18 protein-coding genes are annotated in these 22913 nt (G+C 35.2%); 9 read left to right on the top strand and 9 right to left on the bottom strand.

Annotated elements, in window-relative coordinates; translation table 11 throughout:
* The first annotated feature begins 4 nt into the window (after nucleotides 1–4).
* The 5 genes from B2Z27_RS01745 (at nucleotide 5) to B2Z27_RS01725 (ending at nucleotide 5535) form a co-directional block, all read left to right on the top strand.
* On the top strand, nucleotides 5–856 hold the full coding sequence (locus B2Z27_RS01745) for a transglutaminase-like domain-containing protein (protein WP_286812328.1): 852 nt from the start codon (nucleotides 5–7) through the stop codon (nucleotides 854–856).
* Between the two features lie 65 nt (nucleotides 857–921).
* A protein-coding gene (gene prfB, locus B2Z27_RS01740; RefSeq protein WP_286812327.1) for a peptide chain release factor 2 occupies nucleotides 922–2023 on the top strand; the annotation gives its coding sequence in 2 pieces (ribosomal slippage) (nucleotides 922–987 and nucleotides 989–2023; 1101 coding nt in all).
* A 61-nt stretch (nucleotides 2024–2084) separates the two neighbouring features.
* Nucleotides 2085–2429: an arsenate reductase (glutaredoxin) gene (gene arsC, locus B2Z27_RS01735; RefSeq protein WP_058103205.1), complete on the top strand. Its 345-nt coding sequence runs from the start codon at nucleotides 2085–2087 to the stop codon at nucleotides 2427–2429.
* Nucleotides 2430–2516: 87 nt separating this feature from the next.
* Nucleotides 2517–3032 carry a hypothetical protein gene (locus B2Z27_RS01730; protein ID WP_286812326.1) on the top strand — a complete coding sequence of 172 codons (516 nt, stop codon included), beginning with the start codon at nucleotides 2517–2519 and terminating at the stop codon, nucleotides 3030–3032.
* A 4-nt stretch (nucleotides 3033–3036) separates the two neighbouring features.
* Entirely contained in the window at nucleotides 3037–5535 is a 2499-nt protein-coding gene (locus tag B2Z27_RS01725) for an outer membrane beta-barrel family protein (protein WP_286812325.1), read from the top strand.
* A gap of 69 nt (nucleotides 5536–5604) precedes the next feature.
* Here B2Z27_RS01725 and B2Z27_RS01720 read toward each other — a convergent pair whose 3' ends face one another.
* Nucleotides 5605–5778, bottom strand: a complete 174-nt coding sequence (locus B2Z27_RS01720; RefSeq protein ID WP_286812324.1) for a hypothetical protein — start codon at nucleotides 5776–5778, stop codon at nucleotides 5605–5607.
* Nucleotides 5779–5950: 172 nt separating this feature from the next.
* On the opposite strand from B2Z27_RS01720, the gene fumC reads away from it, so the two are divergent.
* Nucleotides 5951–7351: a class II fumarate hydratase gene (fumC, locus tag B2Z27_RS01715; RefSeq protein WP_286812323.1), complete on the top strand. Its 1401-nt coding sequence runs from the start codon at nucleotides 5951–5953 to the stop codon at nucleotides 7349–7351.
* A gap of 70 nt (nucleotides 7352–7421) precedes the next feature.
* Here the strand turns inward: fumC and B2Z27_RS01710 are convergent, their stop codons facing one another.
* Complete coding sequence (locus B2Z27_RS01710; protein ID WP_058103210.1) at nucleotides 7422–8309, bottom strand: hypothetical protein; 888 nt, start codon at nucleotides 8307–8309, stop codon at nucleotides 7422–7424.
* A gap of 153 nt (nucleotides 8310–8462) precedes the next feature.
* Between B2Z27_RS01710 and B2Z27_RS01705 the strand changes: the two genes are divergently transcribed.
* Nucleotides 8463–8945 (top strand): GNAT family N-acetyltransferase, encoded by a 483-nt coding sequence (locus tag B2Z27_RS01705; protein ID WP_286812322.1) that lies wholly within the window; start codon nucleotides 8463–8465, stop codon nucleotides 8943–8945.
* Nucleotides 8932–9741, top strand: a complete 810-nt coding sequence (locus B2Z27_RS01700) for an MBL fold metallo-hydrolase (RefSeq protein ID WP_286812321.1) — start codon at nucleotides 8932–8934, stop codon at nucleotides 9739–9741. The genes B2Z27_RS01705 and B2Z27_RS01700 overlap by 14 nt, the downstream gene beginning before the upstream one ends.
* Nucleotides 9742–9807: 66 nt before the next feature.
* Here B2Z27_RS01700 and ettA read toward each other — a convergent pair whose 3' ends face one another.
* The 3 genes from ettA to B2Z27_RS01685 form a co-directional block, all read right to left on the bottom strand.
* Entirely contained in the window at nucleotides 9808–11499 is a 1692-nt protein-coding gene (ettA, locus tag B2Z27_RS01695; RefSeq protein ID WP_091605210.1) for an energy-dependent translational throttle protein EttA, read from the bottom strand.
* Nucleotides 11500–11567: 68 nt separating this feature from the next.
* Nucleotides 11568–11744 carry a CAL67264 family membrane protein gene (locus B2Z27_RS01690; RefSeq protein WP_091605214.1) on the bottom strand — a complete coding sequence of 59 codons (177 nt, stop codon included), beginning with the start codon at nucleotides 11742–11744 and terminating at the stop codon, nucleotides 11568–11570.
* 76 nt (nucleotides 11745–11820) lie between these two features.
* Nucleotides 11821–12792 (bottom strand): Gfo/Idh/MocA family oxidoreductase, encoded by a 972-nt coding sequence (locus B2Z27_RS01685; RefSeq protein ID WP_339633196.1) that lies wholly within the window; start codon nucleotides 12790–12792, stop codon nucleotides 11821–11823.
* 71 nt (nucleotides 12793–12863) lie between these two features.
* Here B2Z27_RS01685 and B2Z27_RS01680 point away from each other — a divergent pair, with 71 nt between their 5' ends.
* Nucleotides 12864–14492, top strand: coding sequence for an acyl-CoA carboxylase subunit beta (locus B2Z27_RS01680; RefSeq protein WP_286812320.1), 1629 nt, complete (start codon nucleotides 12864–12866; stop codon nucleotides 14490–14492).
* A 132-nt stretch (nucleotides 14493–14624) separates the two neighbouring features.
* Here the strand turns inward: B2Z27_RS01680 and B2Z27_RS01675 are convergent, their stop codons facing one another.
* From B2Z27_RS01675 to B2Z27_RS01660, 4 genes are all read right to left on the bottom strand, one after another.
* Complete coding sequence (locus B2Z27_RS01675) at nucleotides 14625–16367, bottom strand: carboxypeptidase-like regulatory domain-containing protein (RefSeq protein WP_286812319.1); 1743 nt, start codon at nucleotides 16365–16367, stop codon at nucleotides 14625–14627.
* Between the two features lie 174 nt (nucleotides 16368–16541).
* On the bottom strand, nucleotides 16542–19208 hold the full coding sequence (locus B2Z27_RS01670) for a carboxypeptidase-like regulatory domain-containing protein (protein WP_286812318.1): 2667 nt from the start codon (nucleotides 19206–19208) through the stop codon (nucleotides 16542–16544).
* A 137-nt stretch (nucleotides 19209–19345) separates the two neighbouring features.
* Entirely contained in the window at nucleotides 19346–20692 is a 1347-nt protein-coding gene (locus B2Z27_RS01665) for a M24 family metallopeptidase (protein WP_286812316.1), read from the bottom strand.
* Nucleotides 20693–20788: 96 nt separating this feature from the next.
* Nucleotides 20789–22870, bottom strand: coding sequence for a vWA domain-containing protein (locus tag B2Z27_RS01660; protein WP_286812315.1), 2082 nt, complete (start codon nucleotides 22868–22870; stop codon nucleotides 20789–20791).
* Nucleotides 22871–22913: the final 43 nt, after the last annotated feature.

Genomic DNA, 22913 nt, shown 5'->3' with positions numbered 1-22913 from the left:
TCTTATGCCAAGAGATATTGAGATTACATATAGGGCTAAAAATATTTATGACGATTGGGTACATACTGCATATTGGCAGTTTCTAATTATACCGGTAGAGAACGATAGCCAACATAATGTAGAGATAGAATTCAACAATTCATTATTTGCCATTACCGAAAATTCCATTAACGGTTATGGCTTTAAAACCCTAAGAATACATCCGAAGAAAAAATTCAAGAAGGTAACTTTTGAAGCAAAATTTAAACTGACCAAAGAAGATATTGACCCTTTTGATTTTAACATCAACCCTAACGTTTCAGCAGCACATGCCGAGTTACAAAAACTTGATTTTAGAATTAATTATGAACGCTTTTTAAAAGCGACTACATTTACAAACCTAAGTTTTGCACAAGAGCAACTATACGCCTTTGATTCAACTATTTCCACATTCAAAAATCTAGAAAACCTAAACCATTGGGTATATAATTTCATTGAATTTTCAACAGGAGCTACAGATGTAAGTACAATGTTAAATGACGTTGTAACTAATAAAAAAGGCGTTTGCCAAGATTTTGCACATCTTTTCTGTGCCTTGGCAAGAATTAATGGCATACCAACAAGGTACGTCTCCGGGTACCTAGACCAAACCCATGGTTTTAAAGGAGATTCACAAATGCATGCCTGGGTAGAATGCTATATACCAGGAATAGGCTGGAAAGGTTTTGACCCTACCAATAATATTTTAGCGGATATGAATCACATAAAAGTCTGCCACGGTAAAGATTATAATGATTGTGCTCCATTAAAAGGTATTATTTATTCTTTGGGCACAAATAAGACCACACACTCGGTCACATTGCAAAGCCAGCAATAGTTAATCTAAAAATATCTTTAAACATTACTTAAAAGAGTATTATTTTTACTCAAAATTAGAATTGTATGAACATAAGTACAGACCACTACAAAGGTCTTATAGATCGCCTTGGTGCGTTAAGGAGGTATCTTTGACATTGATGCCAAATTAATTGAAATAGAAAACGAGCAAGAAAAAACCTTGGCTCCTGACTTTTGGGACAATCCGCAAGAGGCACAGGCACATATGAAATTCATTCAGTCTAAAAAACAATGGGTAGATGATTATGATGCCGCCCAGCTATTGGTTGCTGATTTAGAAGTATTGATTGAGTTTCAGCAAGAAGGCGAAGTCCCTGAAGCCGAAGTTGAAAAGCAATATGAGAAAGCAGTGAACACCATTGAAAAAATGGAGTTCAAGAATATGCTCTCAGAAGAGGGTGATGAATTACCAGCGGTACTGCAGATTACAGCAGGCGCAGGTGGTACCGAAAGTTGCGACTGGGCAGCTATGCTTATGCGTATGTATATGATGTGGGCCGAAAAGAACGGTTACAAAATCAAAGAACTCAATTATCAAGATGGTGATGTTGCCGGCATTAAAACCGTAACCTTGGAAATTGACGGTGAATTTGCTTTTGGTTGGTTAAAAGGAGAAAATGGAGTTCATCGTCTTGTACGTATATCACCTTTTGATAGTAATGCCAAAAGACATACCTCATTTGTTTCCGTATATGTATATCCGTTAGTAGATGACAGTATAGAAGTAGATGTCAATCCTGCAGATATTACCATAACCACTGCAAGATCAAGTGGTGCTGGTGGGCAAAATGTAAACAAGGTTGAAACTAAAGTCCAATTGACCCACCACCCTACAGGAATTCAAATATCTTGTTCAGACAGTAGAAGCCAGCATGATAACAGGGCTACGGCGATGAAAATGCTGAAATCTCAACTATATGAAATTGAGCTACGTAAAAAAATGGAAGCTCGCCAAGAGATTGAATCCTCTAAAATGAAAATTGAATGGGGCTCTCAAATTAGAAACTACGTTATGCATCCGTACAAATTGGTTAAGGATGTAAGAACCGGAGAAGAAACCGGTAATGTAGACAATGTCATGGATGGTGACATTGACCAGTTTTTGAAAGCCTTTCTAATGATGATGGGACAAAAAGAAGAAGAATAAATTATTAATCCCTATTTATTATATTTAATAGATAGGGTTTTAACATAAAGCTAAAAGTAATATGATTAAAATATATCACAATTCTAGATGCAGCAAATCTAGAGAAGGTTTAAAAGTTGTAGAAGAGTCTGGCAAGAAATTTGAAGTGGTAAAATATCTAGAAGATATACCAACAAAAGATGAACTTAGAAATATTATTAGTTGTTTGGACATTAAACCAATTAACTTAATACGTAAGTCAGAAGCCGTTTGGAAAGAGAAATTCAAACATTTATCACTAAACGATGAAGAGTTGATCGATGCCATGATCACGCATCCAAAATTAATAGAAAGACCAATTGTAATTAATGGAAATAGCGCGGTTATTGGTAGACCGGCTTCAAACATTAACTCTTTGTTGAAATAGAATTTATTATAATAGTTAGGTATATTATCTTAACAAACAATTAACCATTTTCGGTTAAACCATAGTATAACTTTATAATCTAAAGACATGAAAAAAGTATTAAAGTATAGTGGACTAAATATATTGACATTGTTGGTTGCCTTATTTGGCACTACAGCAATTTACGCGCAATATGGTTATGGGTCGCAATATGGTTATGGATCTAGAGGAGGTTATGGTTATGGGAGTCAAAGGAGCTCTATTCCCCAAGCACAAACTCCGGTCGAAGAACCCAAACCAAAAACTGCCGAAGAACTGGTAGATGGTGAAATGCCCAGAATTACGGAGGCATTGGAACTAAATGAATTTGAACAGGCCGTATTAAGCTCTGTACTTAAAAAATATGTACAAGAGCGTATAGAGGCTCAAATATTAAAACTTCCGCCAGAAAAAATGGCAGAAGTATATAAAAACATAACTAAAAGGCAAGATGAGGAATTAAAAGCCGGTCTGCCATTAGAAAAGTATGAAGCTTTTGTTGCATTACAAAAAGATGGTGTTTCAAAAACTTTAAAGAAGAATAAAAAGAAGAAAAAAGAAAAACGAAAGAAATCCAAAAACTGACTTAATGAGACAACTTTACCCTTTACTCCTACTCTTAACACTATCATTTAATTATATATACAGTCAAAGACCCGGAGGAGAACGGGAAAGAGGTCCAATTATCATTAGCGGTAAAGTCGTAGACAAAGACGATAATCTTCCTTTAGAATATGCTACACTGGTACTACAAAGTGTAAACAACCCTGATAAAATTACAGGTGGCATTACAGATATTGATGGTAACTTTCAGGTTGAAACCACACCAGGCAAGTACAATATTTCCATAGAATACATTTCATACAAAACTTACAAATTAACAAATCAAACATTGACTGAATCCACAGATTTGGGTACGGTTAAACTTGCTTTAGATGTTGCTCAACTAGAAGCCGTTGAAGTCGTTGGTGAAAAAACTACCGTAGAGGTACGTTTAGACAAAAAGATCTATAATATTGGTAAGGATTTAACCAATAGTGGCGCAACTATTACCGACGCCTTGAATAATGTACCCTCTGTTGATGTAGATGTTGAAGGCGCCATAAGTTTAAGGGGTAATGAAAATGTTAGAATTCTTATTAACGGCAAACCGTCAGCATTAGCGGGTTTTGGATCTACAGATGCTCTTACACAACTTCCTGCGGATGCCATTGAAAAGGTTGAGGTAATTACTAGTCCGTCTGCAAGATATGACGCAGAAGGTACCGCAGGTATTTTGAACATTGTTCTTAAAAAGGAAAAAACACTGGGCTTTAACGGTTCTGTAAACACTACGATCGGTTACCCAGTAAATAGTGGTATATCCGTTAATGCCAATTTACGTACAGACAAATTTAATTTGTTCAACACAACAGGGTATAACTATAGAGATGCCCCAGGAAATGCATTTTATGATAACACCTATACTTCTGGATCATATGATAGGATTATAGAGGACAGGGACTATTTTAGACTTAGAAAAGGATTCAACACTAATTTGGGACTTGAGTATTTTATTACAGAGGAATCTTCAATTACAGGAAGTGTATTTTACAGAACCTCTAAAAGTGAAGATGAAACTGAAAATACCAACCAAAGGTTTATTAACAGCACACTAGATAGTGAAACCTTTAGAACTGAAGATGAAGGTGAAGATGATGAGAACTATCAATTTTCTTTGAATTATATTAATAATCTTGATGATGATGGGCAAAAACTAACGGTAGACGCTCAATACTCTAACGGCGTAGAAGATAAGACCAACATCATACAAGAAAACAATACATTGCCTAATGATAATTTAATAGTCTTGGAAAATGTCTTTGAAAAAGAAACCCAAAATGAATATTTAATACAAGCAGATTATGTATTACCTATGGGCGATGCACAATTTGAAGCTGGGTATAGAGGTACTTTTGAAAAAACAGAAACGGATTATAGATTAGACTCTTTAAACCAAACCACCGGTCTGTTCGATATTAACCAAGACCTGACCAACTTATTTGCCTATACTGAAAATGTAAATGCCGTATATACCCAATATGGTAACAAATACGGTAAATTTTCTTTTCTTTTAGGATTACGTTTAGAGAACACCCAGTTAAAAGGAGAATTGACCTCTTTATATGATTCTTCTGAGTTAGAGGATCAATTGGGAGTAGATGTTGAGGCAAATTTCGATAAGAACTATTTAGGGCTTTTTCCAACTGTGAACGTCATTTACGAATTGGGTGAAAATGAAAACATATCATTAGGTTATAATAGAAGGATAAATAGACCAAGAGGAAGGTACGTAAACCCTTTTCCTTCAAGATCTAGTAGAACAAATATTTTTCAAGGAAACCCGGATCTTGACCCAGCGTTCTCCAATGCTTTTGATGTTGGTTACTTAAAGAGATGGGATAAGCTAACCCTTACCTCTTCTGTGTACTACCAACGAGAAACCGATTCATTTGAACGTATACAAGAAGAAACCGGTGAAACCACCACAGATGGAATTGAAATAATTAGATCAATTCCTATTAACCTATCTACAAATGACAGAATAGGTGTTGAAGCCGGTATGCTATATAATCCTGCAAAATGGTTACGTTTAAATTCTAGTTTCAACTTCTTTCAATTTAAGACAGATGGCGCATTCAACGGTATAGATTATGGTACAACAAATACCAGTTGGTTTGCAAGATTTAGCTCTAAAGTATCTTTACCTGCAAAAATTGACTGGCAGACCAATGCATTTTATAGAGGTCCATCATCAACCGCCCAAACGGAAAATGGAGGTATATTCTCTTTAAATTTGGCATTCAGCAAAGATATTTTGAAAGACAATGGAACTATTTCCCTAAACGTTAGCGATCTATTAAATTCCAGAAAAAGAACTTCTTATACAGAAACGGAATTCTTTACATCTGATAGTGAATTCCAATGGAGACAACGCCAAATAACCATGGGCTTTGTTTATCGTTTTAACCAGCCAAAAGAAAGAAATAGAAATGGCGATAGAGGAAACAGAAATAATGACGAAGGTGATGAGGAAATTGAAGGATAATTCAATAACTATAAATAGCAACAAAAAAAGGAAGCCAATTGGCTTCCTTTTTTTATTTAATAATATCATTTATGCTTCCCTAGCAGCTTTTTTCTTTTCGCGTCTTTCTTTCAATAACTCTATAATGTTACCACCTAACCAGTAAGGCACAACAAATAATAACAAAAACATCATTAGCCAAAAACCGATAGTTAAAATGGTCAAAAAAGCTAAAAATCCTAAATATTGGTCAAAATCAAACATATCTTCTTGCTTATATATGACAAAGATACCATAAACCAATTATTTTTTGCAAACGTTCTGCAAAATTAATTTCACATTTCCCTTTAATCTTGTCGTAAGAAAAATAAATGTAAACCTTATTTTTGATGCTGTATATAAAAGTTTATTTAAGATTCATATAAAATATAAGATTATGGAGTTCAGAATCGAAAAAGATACCATGGGGAATGTTGAAGTACCCAAAGACAAATACTGGGGTGCACAAACAGAACGCTCGCGTAATAATTTTAAAATAGGACCAACGGCATCTATGCCGTTGGACATAGTTTACGGATTCGCTTATTTAAAAAAATCCGCTGCATATGCCAATTGTGAGCTTGGTGTCTTAGCTACCGAAAAAAGAGATTTGATCGCCCAGGTATGCGATGAAATTTTAGAAGGAAAGCACGATGACCAATTTCCATTGGTTATTTGGCAAACTGGTTCTGGTACGCAAAGTAATATGAACGTTAATGAAGTAGTTGCCAATAGAGCCCATGAAATTGCCGGTAAAGTAATTGGCGAGGGAGAAAAAACCATTCAACCGAATGACGATGTCAACAAATCTCAATCTTCTAACGATACTTTCCCTACCGGTATGCATATTGCCGCTTACAAAAAGATTGTAGAAGTGACCATTCCTGGTGTAACTCAGTTAAGAGATACATTACATAAAAAATCAAAAGAATTTAAAGATGTGGTTAAAATAGGTCGCACCCATTTAATGGATGCCACTCCCCTAACCTTAGGTCAAGAATTTTCCGGTTATGTTTCTCAATTGGACCATGGTTTAAAAGCATTGAACAACACCTTAGCACATTTAAGTGAATTGGCACTTGGTGGTACTGCCGTTGGAACTGGATTAAACACACCGGAAGGCTATGATGTGCTTGTAGCAAAATATATTGCAGACTTCACAGGGTTGCCTTTTATAACCGCTGAAAATAAATTTGAAGCACTAGCGGCACATGATGCCATTGTTGAAAGCCACGGAGCTTTAAAACAGTTGGCAGTGTCATTGAACAAAATAGCAAATGATATTAGAATGATGGCATCTGGACCTCGTTCAGGAATAGGTGAAATCATTATTCCTGCCAACGAACCTGGTAGTTCAATAATGCCAGGTAAAGTGAACCCTACTCAATGTGAAGCAATGACAATGGTTTGCGCACAAGTTATGGGTAATGACGTTGCTGTAAGCGTTGGTGGTACACAGGGACATTATGAATTGAATGTCTTTAAACCAATGATGGCAGCAAACATTCTACAGTCTGCACAACTAATTGGCGATGCCTGTGTAAGTTTTGAAGAGCATTGTGCTGCCGGTATTGAGCCAAATCACGGTGTAATCAAAGAATTGTTGAATAACTCTTTAATGTTGGTCACTGCTTTAAATACCAAAATTGGGTATTACAAAGCTGCAGAGATTGCAAACACCGCACATAAGAACGGCACTACATTAAAAGAAGAAGCTGTTAATTTAGGTTACGTTTCCGCTGAAGATTATGACGAGTGGGTAAAACCTGAAAATATGGTGGGTAGTTTAAAAGACTAAAAACTAAACCAATAAACAAAAAAAGGCGACCAAATTGGTCGCCTTTTGTATTATATAATTATAGGAAAACTTACTTCAACATGAACTTAGAAGTTCCTAATAATTTCAACTGATCGTCATATACATTTACCATGTAATTTCCATCTTTAAAATCACCAGCTGGCTTACTAATGTAATCACATACATCTAAAGATTTGTTTTCATAGTAAAATCCTGTTTGCTTACTATAAGTAATTGATGCTCCGTTATCGTTGGTCATTGAGTTACCACCTCCAAGAACATTCCCTTGTGGATCTAAAACTTCTAAGAAGAACTCTCTATCACCAGCTTGAGCAATAACGTTATCCGCTACGGTAAAACAAATTTTAAACTTATCAGTAGCTCTGGCACGTTGAGTAGAAACTAATTTTCCGCTGTTTCGCTCCTTAACTGCATCAACATTAAATTTAGATAAATTCAATGCAGACCCTTTTTCAACTACTTGAGCCAAATTTGTGTTTTGCACTACTAAAGAATCGTTGAAAACTGTTTGTTTTTCCAACTCAACATAAGTACTATCACGCTGCATAGCGATCATACTATTAGAACGAGTTAAAGAATCAACTTGCTTTAACAACTGCTCTCTCTCCGCTTTAAGAACACTAACTTGTCTTCTGTATCTAGATAAAGAACTAATATCCGCTTTCATAGTTTTTACCGAGTCTATGTATTTAGCAATATTATCTCTTGCGCTAACCAATTCTTCGTTAGTAGCATTACTTTCCAAAATAGCTTTATCATATTCTGATTTTAAGCTATTTAAATCTTCAACCACCAATTCTTTCTCTTTAGAAAGAACAACCTCTGTCTTCTTTTTATCTTGATAAAGACTTACTGTATAAATGATAGTTGCTAAAAGCACAACACCTAAAAGAGCGGTCAAAACTTTTAAACCATTGTTGTTTTTTGTTTCAGTCATAATTTTAAATTTAATAAAGTGTCTGTTTGTTCAGTTTATATACGTGTTAATTCAAATTTTAGATTCTTTAGCATAAAATTAAATTATATTACGTGGTAAATACCATTAAATATAGTATAATTTAGAAGTAACCATTAGACCAATACATAGACTATGCTTACCATTGTGCCATTTGAGACTAAATATACTCAAATCTTTAAAGACTTGAATATAGAGTGGATTACCGAATATTTTAAAGTTGAAGAAAAGGACAGAGAACTATTAGAAAACAGCCAAGCCTCTATCATTGACAAAGGTGGCTTTATCTTTATTGGGCTCTGGAATAATGAACCTGTGGGGTGTTTTGCATTAATAAGAAAAAACAAGGAAAGATATGAATTAGGAAAAATGGCAGTTAGCAAATCTTATCACGGCTTACAAATTGGTCAAAAATTATTATTATACGCCATTGATTTTGCAAAGAATAAAAACTGGAATACACTTGAACTATACTCAAGCACCAAGCTTGACGCCGCCTTGCATATTTATAAAAAATACGGATTTATAGAAACGCCGTTGGAAGATAATTTAGACTACCTTAGATCTGACATTAAAATGGAATTAAAACTAAAACAATATAACAATGAACATCAATAAACTCTTTTTATTATTATGTATAGGAGCCATTTCTTTCTCATGTAAAGAAGTAAAGAAATCAGATTCCGAAGTCACAGAAGCGGAAGCGGAAATGTCGACTTCAATGAAAAATGAGGCTAAAGACACCGAAATCACCATAACACCCATAGAACACGCAACGGCTGTCTTAGAATGGAATAATGAAATAATCTATATTGACCCAACAGGTGGTGCCGCAGCTTTTGAAGGGCAAAAGAATGCTACATTAATTTTAATTACCGATATACATGGTGATCATTTAAACATAGAGACCTTAAAAGAATTAGAAACAACCAATGCTACCTTTGTTGTACCACAGGCCGTTGCAGAAGAATTGCCCGAAGAATATGCAGAACAGCTTGTAATTTTGGACAACGGGAGCAGTAAAGAATTAAACGGTATTACCATTGAAGCCATACCCATGTATAATTTAAGAAGTGAAGCGCTTAAATTTCACAATAAAGGTCGTGGAAACGGCTATGTTTTAACTATTGGCGATCAACGTATTTATTTTTCCGGAGATACAGAGGATATCCCAGAAATGCGTTCTTTAAAGAATATAGACAAAGCTTTTGTTTGTATGAATTTACCTTATACCATGACCGTTGAAAGTGCTGCCGAAGCAGTGTTAGATTTTAAACCAAAACAAGTTTATCCTTATCACTACAGGGGCAATCCAGATGTTAGCGATGTTGCCAAGTTCAAACAATTGGTAGATGCAGGCAATCAAGATATTGAAGTGGTACAATTAGACTGGTACCCTAATGACGAATATTAATACTTTAGTTGTTAGTATAAAATTAAAAAGCCCGCAATTGCGGGCTTTTTCTTTATAACCAAAATTTTATCTGATTAGTTTTTTATACTTAATTCGTTTCGGCATAAGATCTCCGCCTAACCTTTTCTTCTTGTTTTCTTCATAATCCGAGAACGAACCTTCAAAGAAATACACTTGAGAATCGCCTTCAAATGCCAATATGTGTGTACAGATACGATCTAAGAACCATCTATCATGCGAGATGACTACGGCACAACCTGCAAAATTTTCCAAACCTTCTTCTAAAGCACGTAATGTATTTACATCCAAGTCATTGGTAGGCTCATCCAATAAAAGCACGTTACCTTCCTCTTTCAAGGTCATTGCCAAATGTAAACGGTTACGCTCACCACCGGACAACATACTCACTTTTTTATTCTGTTCACTACCCGAGAAGTTGAATCTACTTAAGTAAGCCCTAGAATTGACCTGCTTACCACCCATCATCACCAACTCCTGCTCATCACTGAAGTTTTGCCAAATAGTTTTATCTGGATCTATATTGGAATGACTCTGATCTACATAGGCTACTTTAGCGGTTTCACCAGTTTCAAATTCACCTTTATCCGGTGTCTCCTCACCCATGATCATTCTAAAAATAGTGGTCTTACCAGCACCGTTTGGTCCAATAATACCAACAATACCCGCTTGTGGTAATTTAAAATTAAGGTCTTCATAAAGCAACTTATCATCGTATGCCTTACTTACCCCTTTAGCTTCAATAACATTGGTACCCAAACGAGGTCCGTTAGGAATATAAATTTCCAGTTTTTCATCAAGTTGTTTTTGATCTTGACTCATCAACTTATCGTAGTTCTTAAGACGTGCTTTCTGTTTGGTCTGTCTACCCTTTGCTCCTTGACGTACCCATTCCAGCTCTCGCTCCAATGTTTTCTGTCTTTTAGAAGCTGTTTTACTTTCTTGTGCCATTCGTTTAGACTTTTGATCTAACCAAGAAGAGTAGTTCCCTTTCCAAGGTATTCCTTCACCTCTATCCAATTCAAGAATCCAACCAGCAACATTATCCAAGAAATATCTATCGTGCGTTACGGCAATTACCGTTCCCTTATAAGATGCCAGGTGGTGCTCTAACCAATGTACAGATTCTGCATCTAAGTGGTTGGTAGGCTCATCTAATAATAAGATTTCCGGCTCTTGAAGCAACAACCTACATAAGGCCACCCTTCTTCTCTCACCACCCGAAAGCACAGAAATTTTCTTTTCAGGATCTGGGGTACGCAAAGCATCCATAGCAATTTCCAATTTGGTATCTAGTTCCCAAGCATTGGCTGCATCTATCTTATCTTGCAATACAGCCTGCTGATCCATCAACTTCTGCATTTTGTCCGCATCTTCATACACTTCTGGCAGACCGAACATATCGTTTATCTTATTGTATTCATCAAGAATGGCAACCGTTTCGGCAACTCCCTCTTTAACAATTTCCAAAACGGTTTTATTTTCATCCAATTCTGGCTCTTGTTCCAAGTAACCAACTTTATATCCTGGAGAAAAAACCACATCACCTTGAAAATTTTTATCTACACCTGCTATTATTTTTAATAAAGTAGATTTACCAGAACCGTTTAGACCTAAAATACCGATTTTGGCACCGTAGAAAAAACTTAAGTATATGTTCTTTAAAACTGGGGTGTTAGCATTCTTATAGGTTTTCGTAACTCCTGACATGGAGAAGATTACCTTCTTATCGTCTGACATAAAATTATAGTGTTTAGTGAAAAAATTATCATCCAGTAGAAGAAATCCCTACTAGTTAAAAACATTGATTATACTCTACCTTTAAGGGCATTGAACACCCAAGCAATGGCAAAAAACCCTATACCCACAGATGCAAAACCCCAACCAGCGACATCATCGTATCGAAAGGCTCCTAATGCAATTAGCGCAAGCCCTACGAAGATCATAATAAAAGTAGCCCAAGTGAGCACAGTATTCTTGTTCATTTTTGAATCAATTAAAATTTAAGCGAACATCAAATATCGTAAATTTTAAGACATTTATCCACTATTACCCCTGCTATTATTCAAACGGAAACACAATTCCTGTTTTTTCACGAACCGTATCCATAATTGTTATAAGATCCAAACTGTTTTGATGACTCCAAAGTGCACTTTCTTTCTTACCAGAATTTAAACAATTATGCACTTCTTCTATCTCATGAACATAGCCTTTACCCCTCTTACCCAGTTCATTACTTACTACTTCCCCATCTTTTTCCAACGTAAATCCAGTAGTTTCATGCCATCTTGGATGAATAAAAATTGTTCCTTTACTTCCTGCTATTTCAGATTTCTTTTCAGAGTTAGAGTTGAGTCCGCTATACAAAATGGCTTGTGCGTTATCATAATTAAGAATCATACTACATTGCACCTCTACCCCAGTTTTATAAAAATTGGCGGTTGCCTTAATATCCTTTGGCATCCCCAACAGTAAATAAGCTAAAAATATAGGATAGATCCCTATATCTAATAGAGAACCTCCTGCAAGATCAGGATTTAATAGCCTACCGTTTTCATCCCTATCCAGAGCATAAAACGCAAAATCTGAATGTAAATAACCTATATCCCCTATAGTCCCATTATCTACAAGTTCCTTTACTTTTTTAATGGTCGGATTAAAACGTGACCATAATGCTTCCATAAGAAAAACATTATTCTCTTTAGCAGCAGCTACCATTGCCTGAACTTCCGAAGCATTGACACCCAATGGTTTTTCACAAAGTACGGCGTTACCGGCTTTCATGGCGGCAATGCTCAAATCTGCATGGGAAGTATGCGGTGTTGCCAAATAAATAATATCTACCGTATTACTATGAAATAACTCTTCATAACTACCAAAAGCATAGGGAGCTCCATACTCTTTGGCAAATGTCCGTGCCTTCTCTAAGCTTCTAGATGCTACCGAAACCAATTGACCGCCATCTACCAAGGCTAAATCTTTAGAAAAACTATGTGCTATATTACCTGCCCCTACAATACCCCACTTTATCATACTTTTTATTTTTGTTGCATGTACACCAAAATTAACTTCTTATCTTTATGCGAAGAAAATAAATATACAGAATGGATTTAAAATTCAATCAAAACGAAGATAGGAATAAGTTGTTATTATCTGACCTTAGACGAAAGCTGAACGAGGTTTATTTAGGTGGAGGAAAAGCAAAAATTGCCAAGCAGCACGATCAAGGTAAAATGACCGCCAGAGAACGTATTGATTATCTATTTGATCCAAAAACCGAACAGATTGAAGTTGGAGCCTTTGTTGGCGAAGGCATGTATAAAGAACATGGTGGCTGCCCTTCTGGCGGTGTTGTCATAAAAATTGGATATGTAAAAGGAAAGCAATGTATAGTAGTTGCCAATGATGCAACGGTAAAGGCTGGCGCATGGTTTCCTATTACCGCCAAAAAGAATTTAAGAGCACAGGAAATTGCTATTGAAAACAGACTACCTATTATTTACTTAGTAGACAGTGCCGGCGTGTATTTACCATTGCAAGATGAGATTTTCCCGGATAAAGAACACTTTGGGCGTATTTTTAGAAACAATGCGGTTATGAGCAGTATGGGCATAACCCAAATTTCTGCGGTTATGGGCAGTTGTGTTGCCGGTGGCGCTTACTTACCTATTATGAGCGATGAAGCCTTAATAGTAGATAAGACCGCCAGTATTTTCTTGGCAGGAAGCTATTTGGTAAAAGCTGCTATAGGTGAAAGCATAGATAATGAAACTTTGGGCGGAGCGACCACTCATTGCGAGATTAGTGGGGTAACCGATTATAAAGCGAAGGATGATGCAGCTGCTTTGGACACCATAAAGAATATTATGGATAAGATCGGTGATTTTCCAAAAGCGGGATACAATCGAAAGAAAAGTATAAAACCAAAAGAAAATCCTGATGATATCTATGGTATACTACCTAGCTCAAGAGCGGAACAGTATGACATGATGGAAATTATTAAGCGATTGGTGGACGACTCGGAATTTGAAGAATACAAAGCCGGATACGGACAAACCATACTTACCGGATATGCACGAATAGATGGATGGGCGGTTGGTATTGTTGCCAACCAAAGAAAAGTTGTAAAGACCAAAAAGGGAGAAATGCAGTTTGGCGGAGTCATTTATTCCGATTCTGCAGATAAAGCAACACGATTTATAGCCAATTGCAATCAAAAGAAAATTCCGCTGGTGTTTTTACAGGATGTTACCGGATTTATGGTCGGTAGTAAAAGCGAGCATGGTGGTATTATTAAAGATGGCGCCAAAATGGTAAATGCTGTAAGTAACTCGGTGGTTCCAAAATTCACTATCGTAATAGGCAACAGCTACGGAGCCGGAAACTATGCCATGTGCGGTAAAGCTTATGACCCTAGGTTAATTGTTGCTTGGCCAAGCGCAGAATTAGCCGTAATGAGCGGAAACTCTGCCGCAAAAGTTCTTTTACAAATTGAGAAGGCTTCATTGAAAAAGAAAGGTGAAACCATCACTGAGGAAAAAGAAACGGAACTATACGATAATATCAAGAAAAGATATGACAATCAAGTTTCTCCATACTATGCAGCCTCTAGATTATGGACAGATGCTATCATTGACCCAAAGGACACGCGTAAATGGATTTCAATGGGTATAGAAGCGGCTGATCATGCACCTATTGAAAAGCCTTTTAATATGGGAGTGTTGCAGGTGTAATTTCCTGAAAAATTGTTAGTATCAACGTATAAAACTATTTACATTCAAAAACCACAATACATTTATACTGTATTGTGGGCTTCTTATAATAACTATGTCTTTTTCTCTTTTATGTTTTGAAAAATAACGGACTTAATTAGAAACGATACTTACCGCATTTGATACTGAAAACAATTGCTGATTTACATTACGTAGACCCAGTTTAAAAACCTTGGTTTCTTTTCGTTGCGATGCACTACCATAGTTATAATATATAGTAGCTTTCAAATATGTAGGCGTCAAACTTTTGTTACCTAAATAAGTAGCGTTAACCAACCAATTACCACGAAGCGTATCATCTATTAAATATTCTTCACTGGAGAATCCTGAGCGCTTTCCAATTTGAATACGTTCAGCATCTGCAGCTAAAGAATGCTCACTATTATAGTATCGCTTTTCTGGGTTTACAAATTGTAACACAAATTCAGCCTCACTATCGCTCCATTCAAACACCAAACGTGTTCCTTTAAAATCATCATCAAGTTTAATTTCTTTTACCTTATTTGTTGAAACTAAATCAGCCCCTTTTAGAGAAATCAAATTATTTAAATCACGATCCATAAAAACTTTCACTGGCTCTTCTTTTTCCAATAGCTCTTCTGCTAACAAGTAATCATAACGCAAGTACATAGCGGCAGCTTTTTGATTTAAACCTAATTCTCTATAACTATTTGCCAAGTCTAAATACGATTGTGCATAATCTGCTCTAAGTGTATACACATCTTCATAAAGTTTGTTTGCCTCTTTAAACTTTCCTTCCGCTTGATAGATATATGCCAACGATTTTAATGCGATAGGGTTACCATTTAAAATATTGTCATTCTCTTCGATTATCTTATTTGCAAATTCTTTATTTTTCCATCTGTTAGAAAAATAATCATAGGCATCAAGTACATAGTAGAATGAACTACTGTATTTTTTTATTTGATTTTCGTAAATAACCTTTGCATCTTCTTCGGTTTTCGCATTTAAAAGTTCATTCATGTACGAAGGCTTATCTTCTTTAAAATTAACTGTACTTAATGCTGAATTATCATATTTATTATTTCTAAGCTTAGCTTGATCATAAGGCTTTCCATCAATATTACCAGCATATAATAATGTTTTTGTGTTAATTACTATGACACCACCAGCACCTATTGACCCGTATCTAGTAGTCATTGCCAAATTATTTAAAACAGCCAATCTAGCAATTGAAGCTGGTGCAATCCATGTAGGAGCATTAGTTAAAATCTGACCATCAACATCATAAACTGCTGGAGATGCCTGACTTATCGAATTGAAACCTCTAATATATATTCCCCCTCCACGCTGACAATCACCAAAAACCCTTACGCTAGCAAACTTATTACGCACAACATCTAGAATACAAATCCCTACATCATTGATTTCGTCCTCTTGCAAAAACCTGATTTTCCCAGGGGCGGTCTCACTATCCAAAATACCAAATGCTGTTTTAATTAAATTTGGTTTATACTTATACTCCTCTTCTAATTCGCTCTGTGATTTTCTATTACTATTACGCACGGTAACCTCATCTAATTGCTCAATTTTCTGAGTCATTTCAATATTTAAGATTCGTGTAACATCTTCAACCATTATCTGAACATCACTTAAACCGGGATATGTATATTTAACTACATCCCTAGGTTCCGCAGATATTTGATATAATCCATTGGCGTCTGTTGTAGTAGAAATATCAGAATCTATTATAGAAATCTGAACATTTGCCAAAGGAGCATCCATTTGGGTAACCTTACCTTTAATTGTTTTGCTTTGTGCTTGCACATTGCAAGCAAAAGATATTAATACTAAAAGGAGTAAAACATTTTTCATAGAATAAAGTTTTATATGGTTATACCATAATTTTATATCAAAAATTAAACCAAACTAAAATATGTAGGAATATAATTACTAATTATGTTTGAATTTAACAATATTATTGAATTATTAAAAATTAAAACAAATTTTAATCACTTGTCCTTCAAAACATTACATCTTTAATAAACTTTAATTTAAATTATCTGCTCCTAAAGTTGGTAAGTAAAATAGATTTTGATTCACATTTTTTAAAGACAACCTATAAATCCTAATAGTACTTTCTTCGTTATCTGTACCGTAGCCAGAGAAAGCAGTCACTTTTAAATAAGTGGGCAAACCGCTTTTATTCCCCTTATAATTTATATTTATAATCCATTCTCCTTGAATATCGCTTTCAAGAAAGAACTCTTTACTTGATGAATTTTCTTGCTTCCCAAAATATTCATTCTGATTGATTAGCGATGTACTAGACACAAAATAGCGATTTTCAGGATTTACGAATTGAAGGTCAAACTCAGCCTTATCATCGTTCCATTCAAAAAGAAGACGGGTATCTGTACCCTCGCGCATAGCCGCCATTTCTTTTAAATCTTCTGAACTTATGGTATAATCGGTTTTATGCTGTAAAAAGTGATTGAACTCAGTCGTAATAATAGGATGTAATCCTATAGTATCTGCCACAAGAAAAGATTCGTTCAATAATTTGGTATACCTACTATATAGATTGGCTGCTTTCTGCACTTCATTTACTTCAATATAACTATTTGCCATGTCTCTATATGATTGCGCATAATTTGGTCTCTTTACAAAAACGCTGGTATATAGTTCGTTTGCTTTTTCAAATTTACCTTCTCGCTGATAAGCATATGCCAAAGCTTTCATTTCATTGATGTTATCAACAAATAGAGATTGATGGTTAGCGATTATATCACTATTGAATTTTTCTTGCTCCCAGTTGGCAGTAAAATAAATATAGGCGTCTAGAAAAAACGAAGCAGAACTACTATAAATTTTCTCATTTTCTTCATATACTCTTTTAGCAGTTTCAAATGTATTACAAGCTAAAAAAGCTTTAAGATAGCTTGGCAAATTTTTATTAGCTTGTTGTTTATCAATAGCATCAAATTCATAAATATTATTTCGAATTTTTGCTAGGTCACTAGCTCTATTATTCTTAGTAGCATAATTAGCATGTTTTGTACTTATTGCAATTACACCGCCCGCGGCAACCTGCCCATATCTTCCAACGCCAGCAAGACCAGGCATTACCGCTATGCGCTCAATAACATTTAAATCTAAAAAATACGGAACATCTTCATAAATTACTCCGTCAATTTCGAATATTGCAGGTCTAATATTATTAATTGACCCTTTACCTCCTCTTATAAACACAGCAACTTTGGTAAAAGAACATCCAAAACAAGTATTTCCATTGGTTACATTACCAATGCGAACTCCAGCTATTTTACCATCTAAAGCTGCTAGAATATTTGGCGCCGATAAGTTCAAACTCTTACCATCTACAATAGTTATTGCATGACCAATTGTTTTTTTATCAAGAGTTCCATAAGCACTCTTAGCAAATTCTTCATTCGTTAAATATTCAGAGAACATTTCTGCCTCGGTTTTCTTTAAACGCGCTCTTTCAGTAACGGTAACACCTTCTAGTGCTTCAACCATCACATTCATGGTGACGTTGATATTATGTATGGTCTCCAATACGGTACGTTCCACTTTTTCGAAACCCAAATAATCAAAACTAATGACATCACCTATTTGTGCCATAATGGTATACCTACCATAGGCGTCTGTTTGTGTATGCTTTAATGACTCCGCTATTTGAACAGTAGCATTTTCAACAGGCTTACCATTATTAAAAACAAAACCCGTAATTGATCTATGAGTTTGGACAGGGTTGATATTTATTTGGGGAGTGTTGAACGAATTTTGAAGGGTTTTATGTCTAGCGTATTCTGATATTTGAGAAATGTCATCCTCACTCAAAGTAGAAGTATTTACATAAAAAGTCATTGCATCTCCCCTGAATGTTTTCCATTGTCCTTGGCTCACATATCTTCTGTATGATGTACTTGGTCTATAATCCGCGGCCAAAACCAAACCTACACGCTTACCATATACTTCCAATAATTCTAGACCAATACTAAAATCTTCATCTACAATAAGGTTGTACGGCTTTAAATCTACGGTTACCATTCCAGGAGATTTGCCTATCATTTTGGTAACGTTCTTTTTCAATAATTTATCTTCAGGATAAATGGTGCCGCCTTTATATACATTAATGCGCACCAATACACTATCAGAATAATTTTCGTTTAGATAAAAGTGAAAATTTTTTAAGAAGTGCTTCTTTTTATCCACACTTATCCTTGTCACCAATTCAGCACCCAAAGAACCATCGCCTTTCCAATACCCAAACTTATTTTTACTAGGATAGGAAAAGCCTACAACATCATCTTTTTTACCTTTCAGATATTTAGCGGTTACCATCGCCTCGTTGAGTTGCATTGCTTCAGGCTGCATGACAACTTTTTGAAACAACAAATTATTAAAGTTTACCTCTGAAATTTTAAGCCGAATGGTTTTATGACCTACAGAAGAAAATTGTAGCACATCTGTATTAGAAAAATCAGCCTTATTAATCTCTAGATAAAATTTACCATCAAAATTACTTACGGTACCTACACCTTTATTTACAATTCCAATATTTACAAAAGGAAGCGTCTCTTTCGTATCAGCATCTAATACTGTTCCTTTAAATTGATGTTGCCCAAAAAGTCCTATACTTAGCGTACACAAAAACAATAAAAGACAATACTTTATATGAAGTTTAGTCATCCATTTCATTAAGCGAGTTATTCAACAACCGTCAGGCTACTCTTAAATATATGAATAACAAGCTTTTAAACCTAACACTAACAAATAGAAAATTAGATTTTTAATACATCAACAATATTTTATCTTACAAATTAAGATTAATTGCCCTGATGATCTTTCACTCGTGGTATCAACAATAATTCCGTCTGTCTTCCATTTACATATCTAAATCCATCTTCACCATAGAAACCGGCTTCTTCAAGCATGATTCTGATATCTCTATTCCATTCCGGTATGTTGATGGTCGTGTTTAATTCAATAGCATAAACAGTATTAGGATTAAGACCATAATTTTCTCCATCGTCACGCATGACACCACCTTGAGCATCCCACATTCCAATAGTTGTTCCGGCAGAATGACCATAAGTACCTAACGGGTGCGTGTAAATAGAAGGTCTTAATCCTACAGCTTTAGCCTCGTCCAGCGATTTTTTAAGAATTTCATTTCCAGATCTTCCTTTAATCATATTACTGGTTAGAAAGTCTTGCAATTTATTCCCTTCCTTTAGTCCGTTTACTAAAAATTCTGGGGCAGCAGTTTCTTCTGGCTTTAGTACATACGCTAATTCTTGACAATCAGTATTTAAACGCAAATACGTAATACCGAAATCGCAGTGGACCAAGTCCCCTGGTAATATCACTGTATCTTCTGGTCTACCAGAGAAAGAGTACAGGTGACTTACCAATTCCTCTTTACTTCGCTGTACATCTATGGTTGGGTGAAACCAGGTTTCTAAACCTAAATCTGTCACTTTTTGGCGCATCCACCATTCAACCTCAGAAGTCGTGGTAATTCCCGGAGTTATTACTTTCTCTGAGAATGCTTCGGCTATGATATCATGTGTAATATCTACCAATTGATCATATATAACCATTTCACGCTCCGTTCTAGTTTCGATCCAGCGTACGGCTAGTTGCTCTGCAGATGTTACTTTTGAAGTATACTTTTTAGGCAGATTTGCCATGAATTCCTCATAATCCGTCTTTACCAAACCATCGGCAATATTATGGTCTGTAGAATAATTAAGTCCGATTTTTTTTGGATTTCTTTCTGATATCAACTGCATTAACCTCTTCCATTGATTAGGCTCCTTTTCCTTATCCCAAGCGGAAACAATATTCTTACCAACATTATAACGAGCAACGGCTAATTTTTCAATAGTGTTCTTTGCTTTATCTCTATAAAACAAAAGAATAGTTCTTCTACGGGCATTTAACCACGTAGCAGGCAGCATGGTCTTAATAACCGGATCCTCATTGTATTCCCTTGAAATTACCACCCACATGTCTAAGTCAGCAGCATCCATAAGTTTTGGAAGTAAGTTGTTAAAACGGTCGTCTAGAATTTCATCTATAACAATGGCTCTTTCTTTTTCATTGAGGATTTGTTGGGCGTTACTTTTACTAATAAAAATTAGAAATGTAAAAAGGAATAGTTTTTTCATAAGTGTTGTTTGGTATAAGCCTTGAAAATACAAAATTTCACTTGTTAGAAATAAACTATCCCTTGAATATCAATTTGTTTTATTATTTAAGTATAATTAATAGCCGTTCGCTACCAATTTATCATTAGCACTTTTAACCAACCTAATAAACTCTGCTCTATATCCATTTACATCTTTTCCCCTTCCCTTCTCCGCCAATACAATTACATCCTTATAGGTTGTTTTATTAGTAAATTTAGACTTTCGCAATTGTTGACCAAATAATGCAACGGCCGCAGAAAACTGAAAATCTTCAGACATTTCTTGAGAATCTACATTCTGAACATGAACCAATTCTAAGCTCTTTTTACCATCAGGTTTTTTGTATCTAATTCTCACTGTAAACAACTCATCTAAAAACGTATTCTCATTAGTATTGCTAGCATATTTTAATTTAGGTATATCTTTATCATATATAGTTTTTACCCCAGCTTCAACTATTTCATATAAAGCAGTTACTTTATGCCCGCTTCCCAATTCACCTGCATCCTTAGTATCGTCAATAAAATCTTCATCAGCTAATAATCTATTTTCATATCCTAGTAATCGATACGATTTAACTTTATTAGGATTAAACTCTACTTGAAGTTTCACATCTTTTGCAATAGTAAACAGCGTACCGCCAAATTCCTTACCAAATACTTTCTGAGCTTCTTGCATGGTATCGATGTAAGCATGATTTCCATTTCCTTTATCTGCCAATGTTTCCAATTTAGAATCTTTGTAATTACCTATACCAAAACCCAAAACGGAAAGAAAAACACCAGACTCTCTCTTTTTCACAATTAAATTTTCCATGTCATAATCACTGGACAAACCAATATTAAAATCGCCATCAGTTGCCAGTATCACTCTATTATTTCCATTTTTCTTAAAATGCTTTTCTGCTAATTGATATGCTAATTCAATACCCTGACCTCCTGCTGTTGACCCTCCAGCTTCCAAGTTATTTAAGGCATTTATAATTTTTGTTTTATCACTACCCGATGTTGGCTCTAATACTACACCAGCCGCACCAGCATAAACGACAATAGAAATTCTATCCTTGTCTCTTAATTGATTCACCAATAATTTAAATGCTGATTTTAGCAGTGGTAATTTATTGTCTGCCGACATAGACCCAGAAACATCAATAAGAAAAGTAAGGTTAGATGCTGGTAAATCTTCATTTAAATACTCCTTTCCTTGTAAACCAATACGCACCAATTTGGTATCTACATTCCAAGGAGTTTTGGCAACTTCGGTATGCACAGAAAATGGATGCTCGTTTTTCGGTTGTGCATAATCATAATCAAAATAATTAACCATTTCCTCAATCTTTACGGCACTTACAGGAACATCCTGTCCTTTATTAATAAATCTTCTAATATTGCTATAAGCTGCTTTATCCACATCTATAGAAAAAGTAGACAATGGATTTATAGTAACATTTTGAAACTGATTTTCTGTGATTTTGGCGTAATTTTCATCGTTCTCAATATTGTAATTTCCATGTACAGTACGTATTACAATACACCCATACCTAGCGTCTTTTCCATACAAACTCTTTGCTTCAGCAGCATTAAGTTCTTTTCGGCTATTAATGTCTTCATTTTTTAGGCTTTGAATAATTGCATTATATTCTTTTTGAATAGGTACACCGTCAACTATATACAAAGGAGTTTTAACTTTAACCCCTTCCTTTTTACTTTCTACTGTACCAATACCTCTAATTTGAACACCACTAACTTTTCCTTGCAACGCTCTACTAATACTATTTTTAGGTCTTTGAATGTTAATCATAGATACAGAACCCGTAACATGACTACGCTTTTGAATACCATAACCAACCACTACAACCTCTTCAAGGGCTTGAAAGTCTTCCTCAAGTGACACATCTATAACCGTTTCATCTTTTACCCTAACAATGAAGTTTTTACATCCTATATAAGAAAATACTAGTTTTGCTCCCTTTGAAACTATTAACGAATAGTGCCCCTCAAAATCTGTTTGCGTACTATTGGTCGTACCTTTTTCGATTACATTAGCTCCAGGTAAAGGGTTGCCTTTATTATCTGAAACGGTACCACTAATTTTAATTTGTTGCGATAACAGTAAAACACTGTTGAGTAGGAAGAATAAGAAAATTACATTTTTCATAATAATTGGTTTAAAGTTTGAGCAATAAACCTATTAAGAAAGA

It is taken from the genome of Maribacter sp. UBA3344 (assembly GCF_002362375.1).
Lineage (GTDB): Bacteria > Bacteroidota > Bacteroidia > Flavobacteriales > Flavobacteriaceae > Maribacter > Maribacter dokdonensis.
This window is presented reverse-complemented; position numbering and strand designations above follow the sequence as displayed.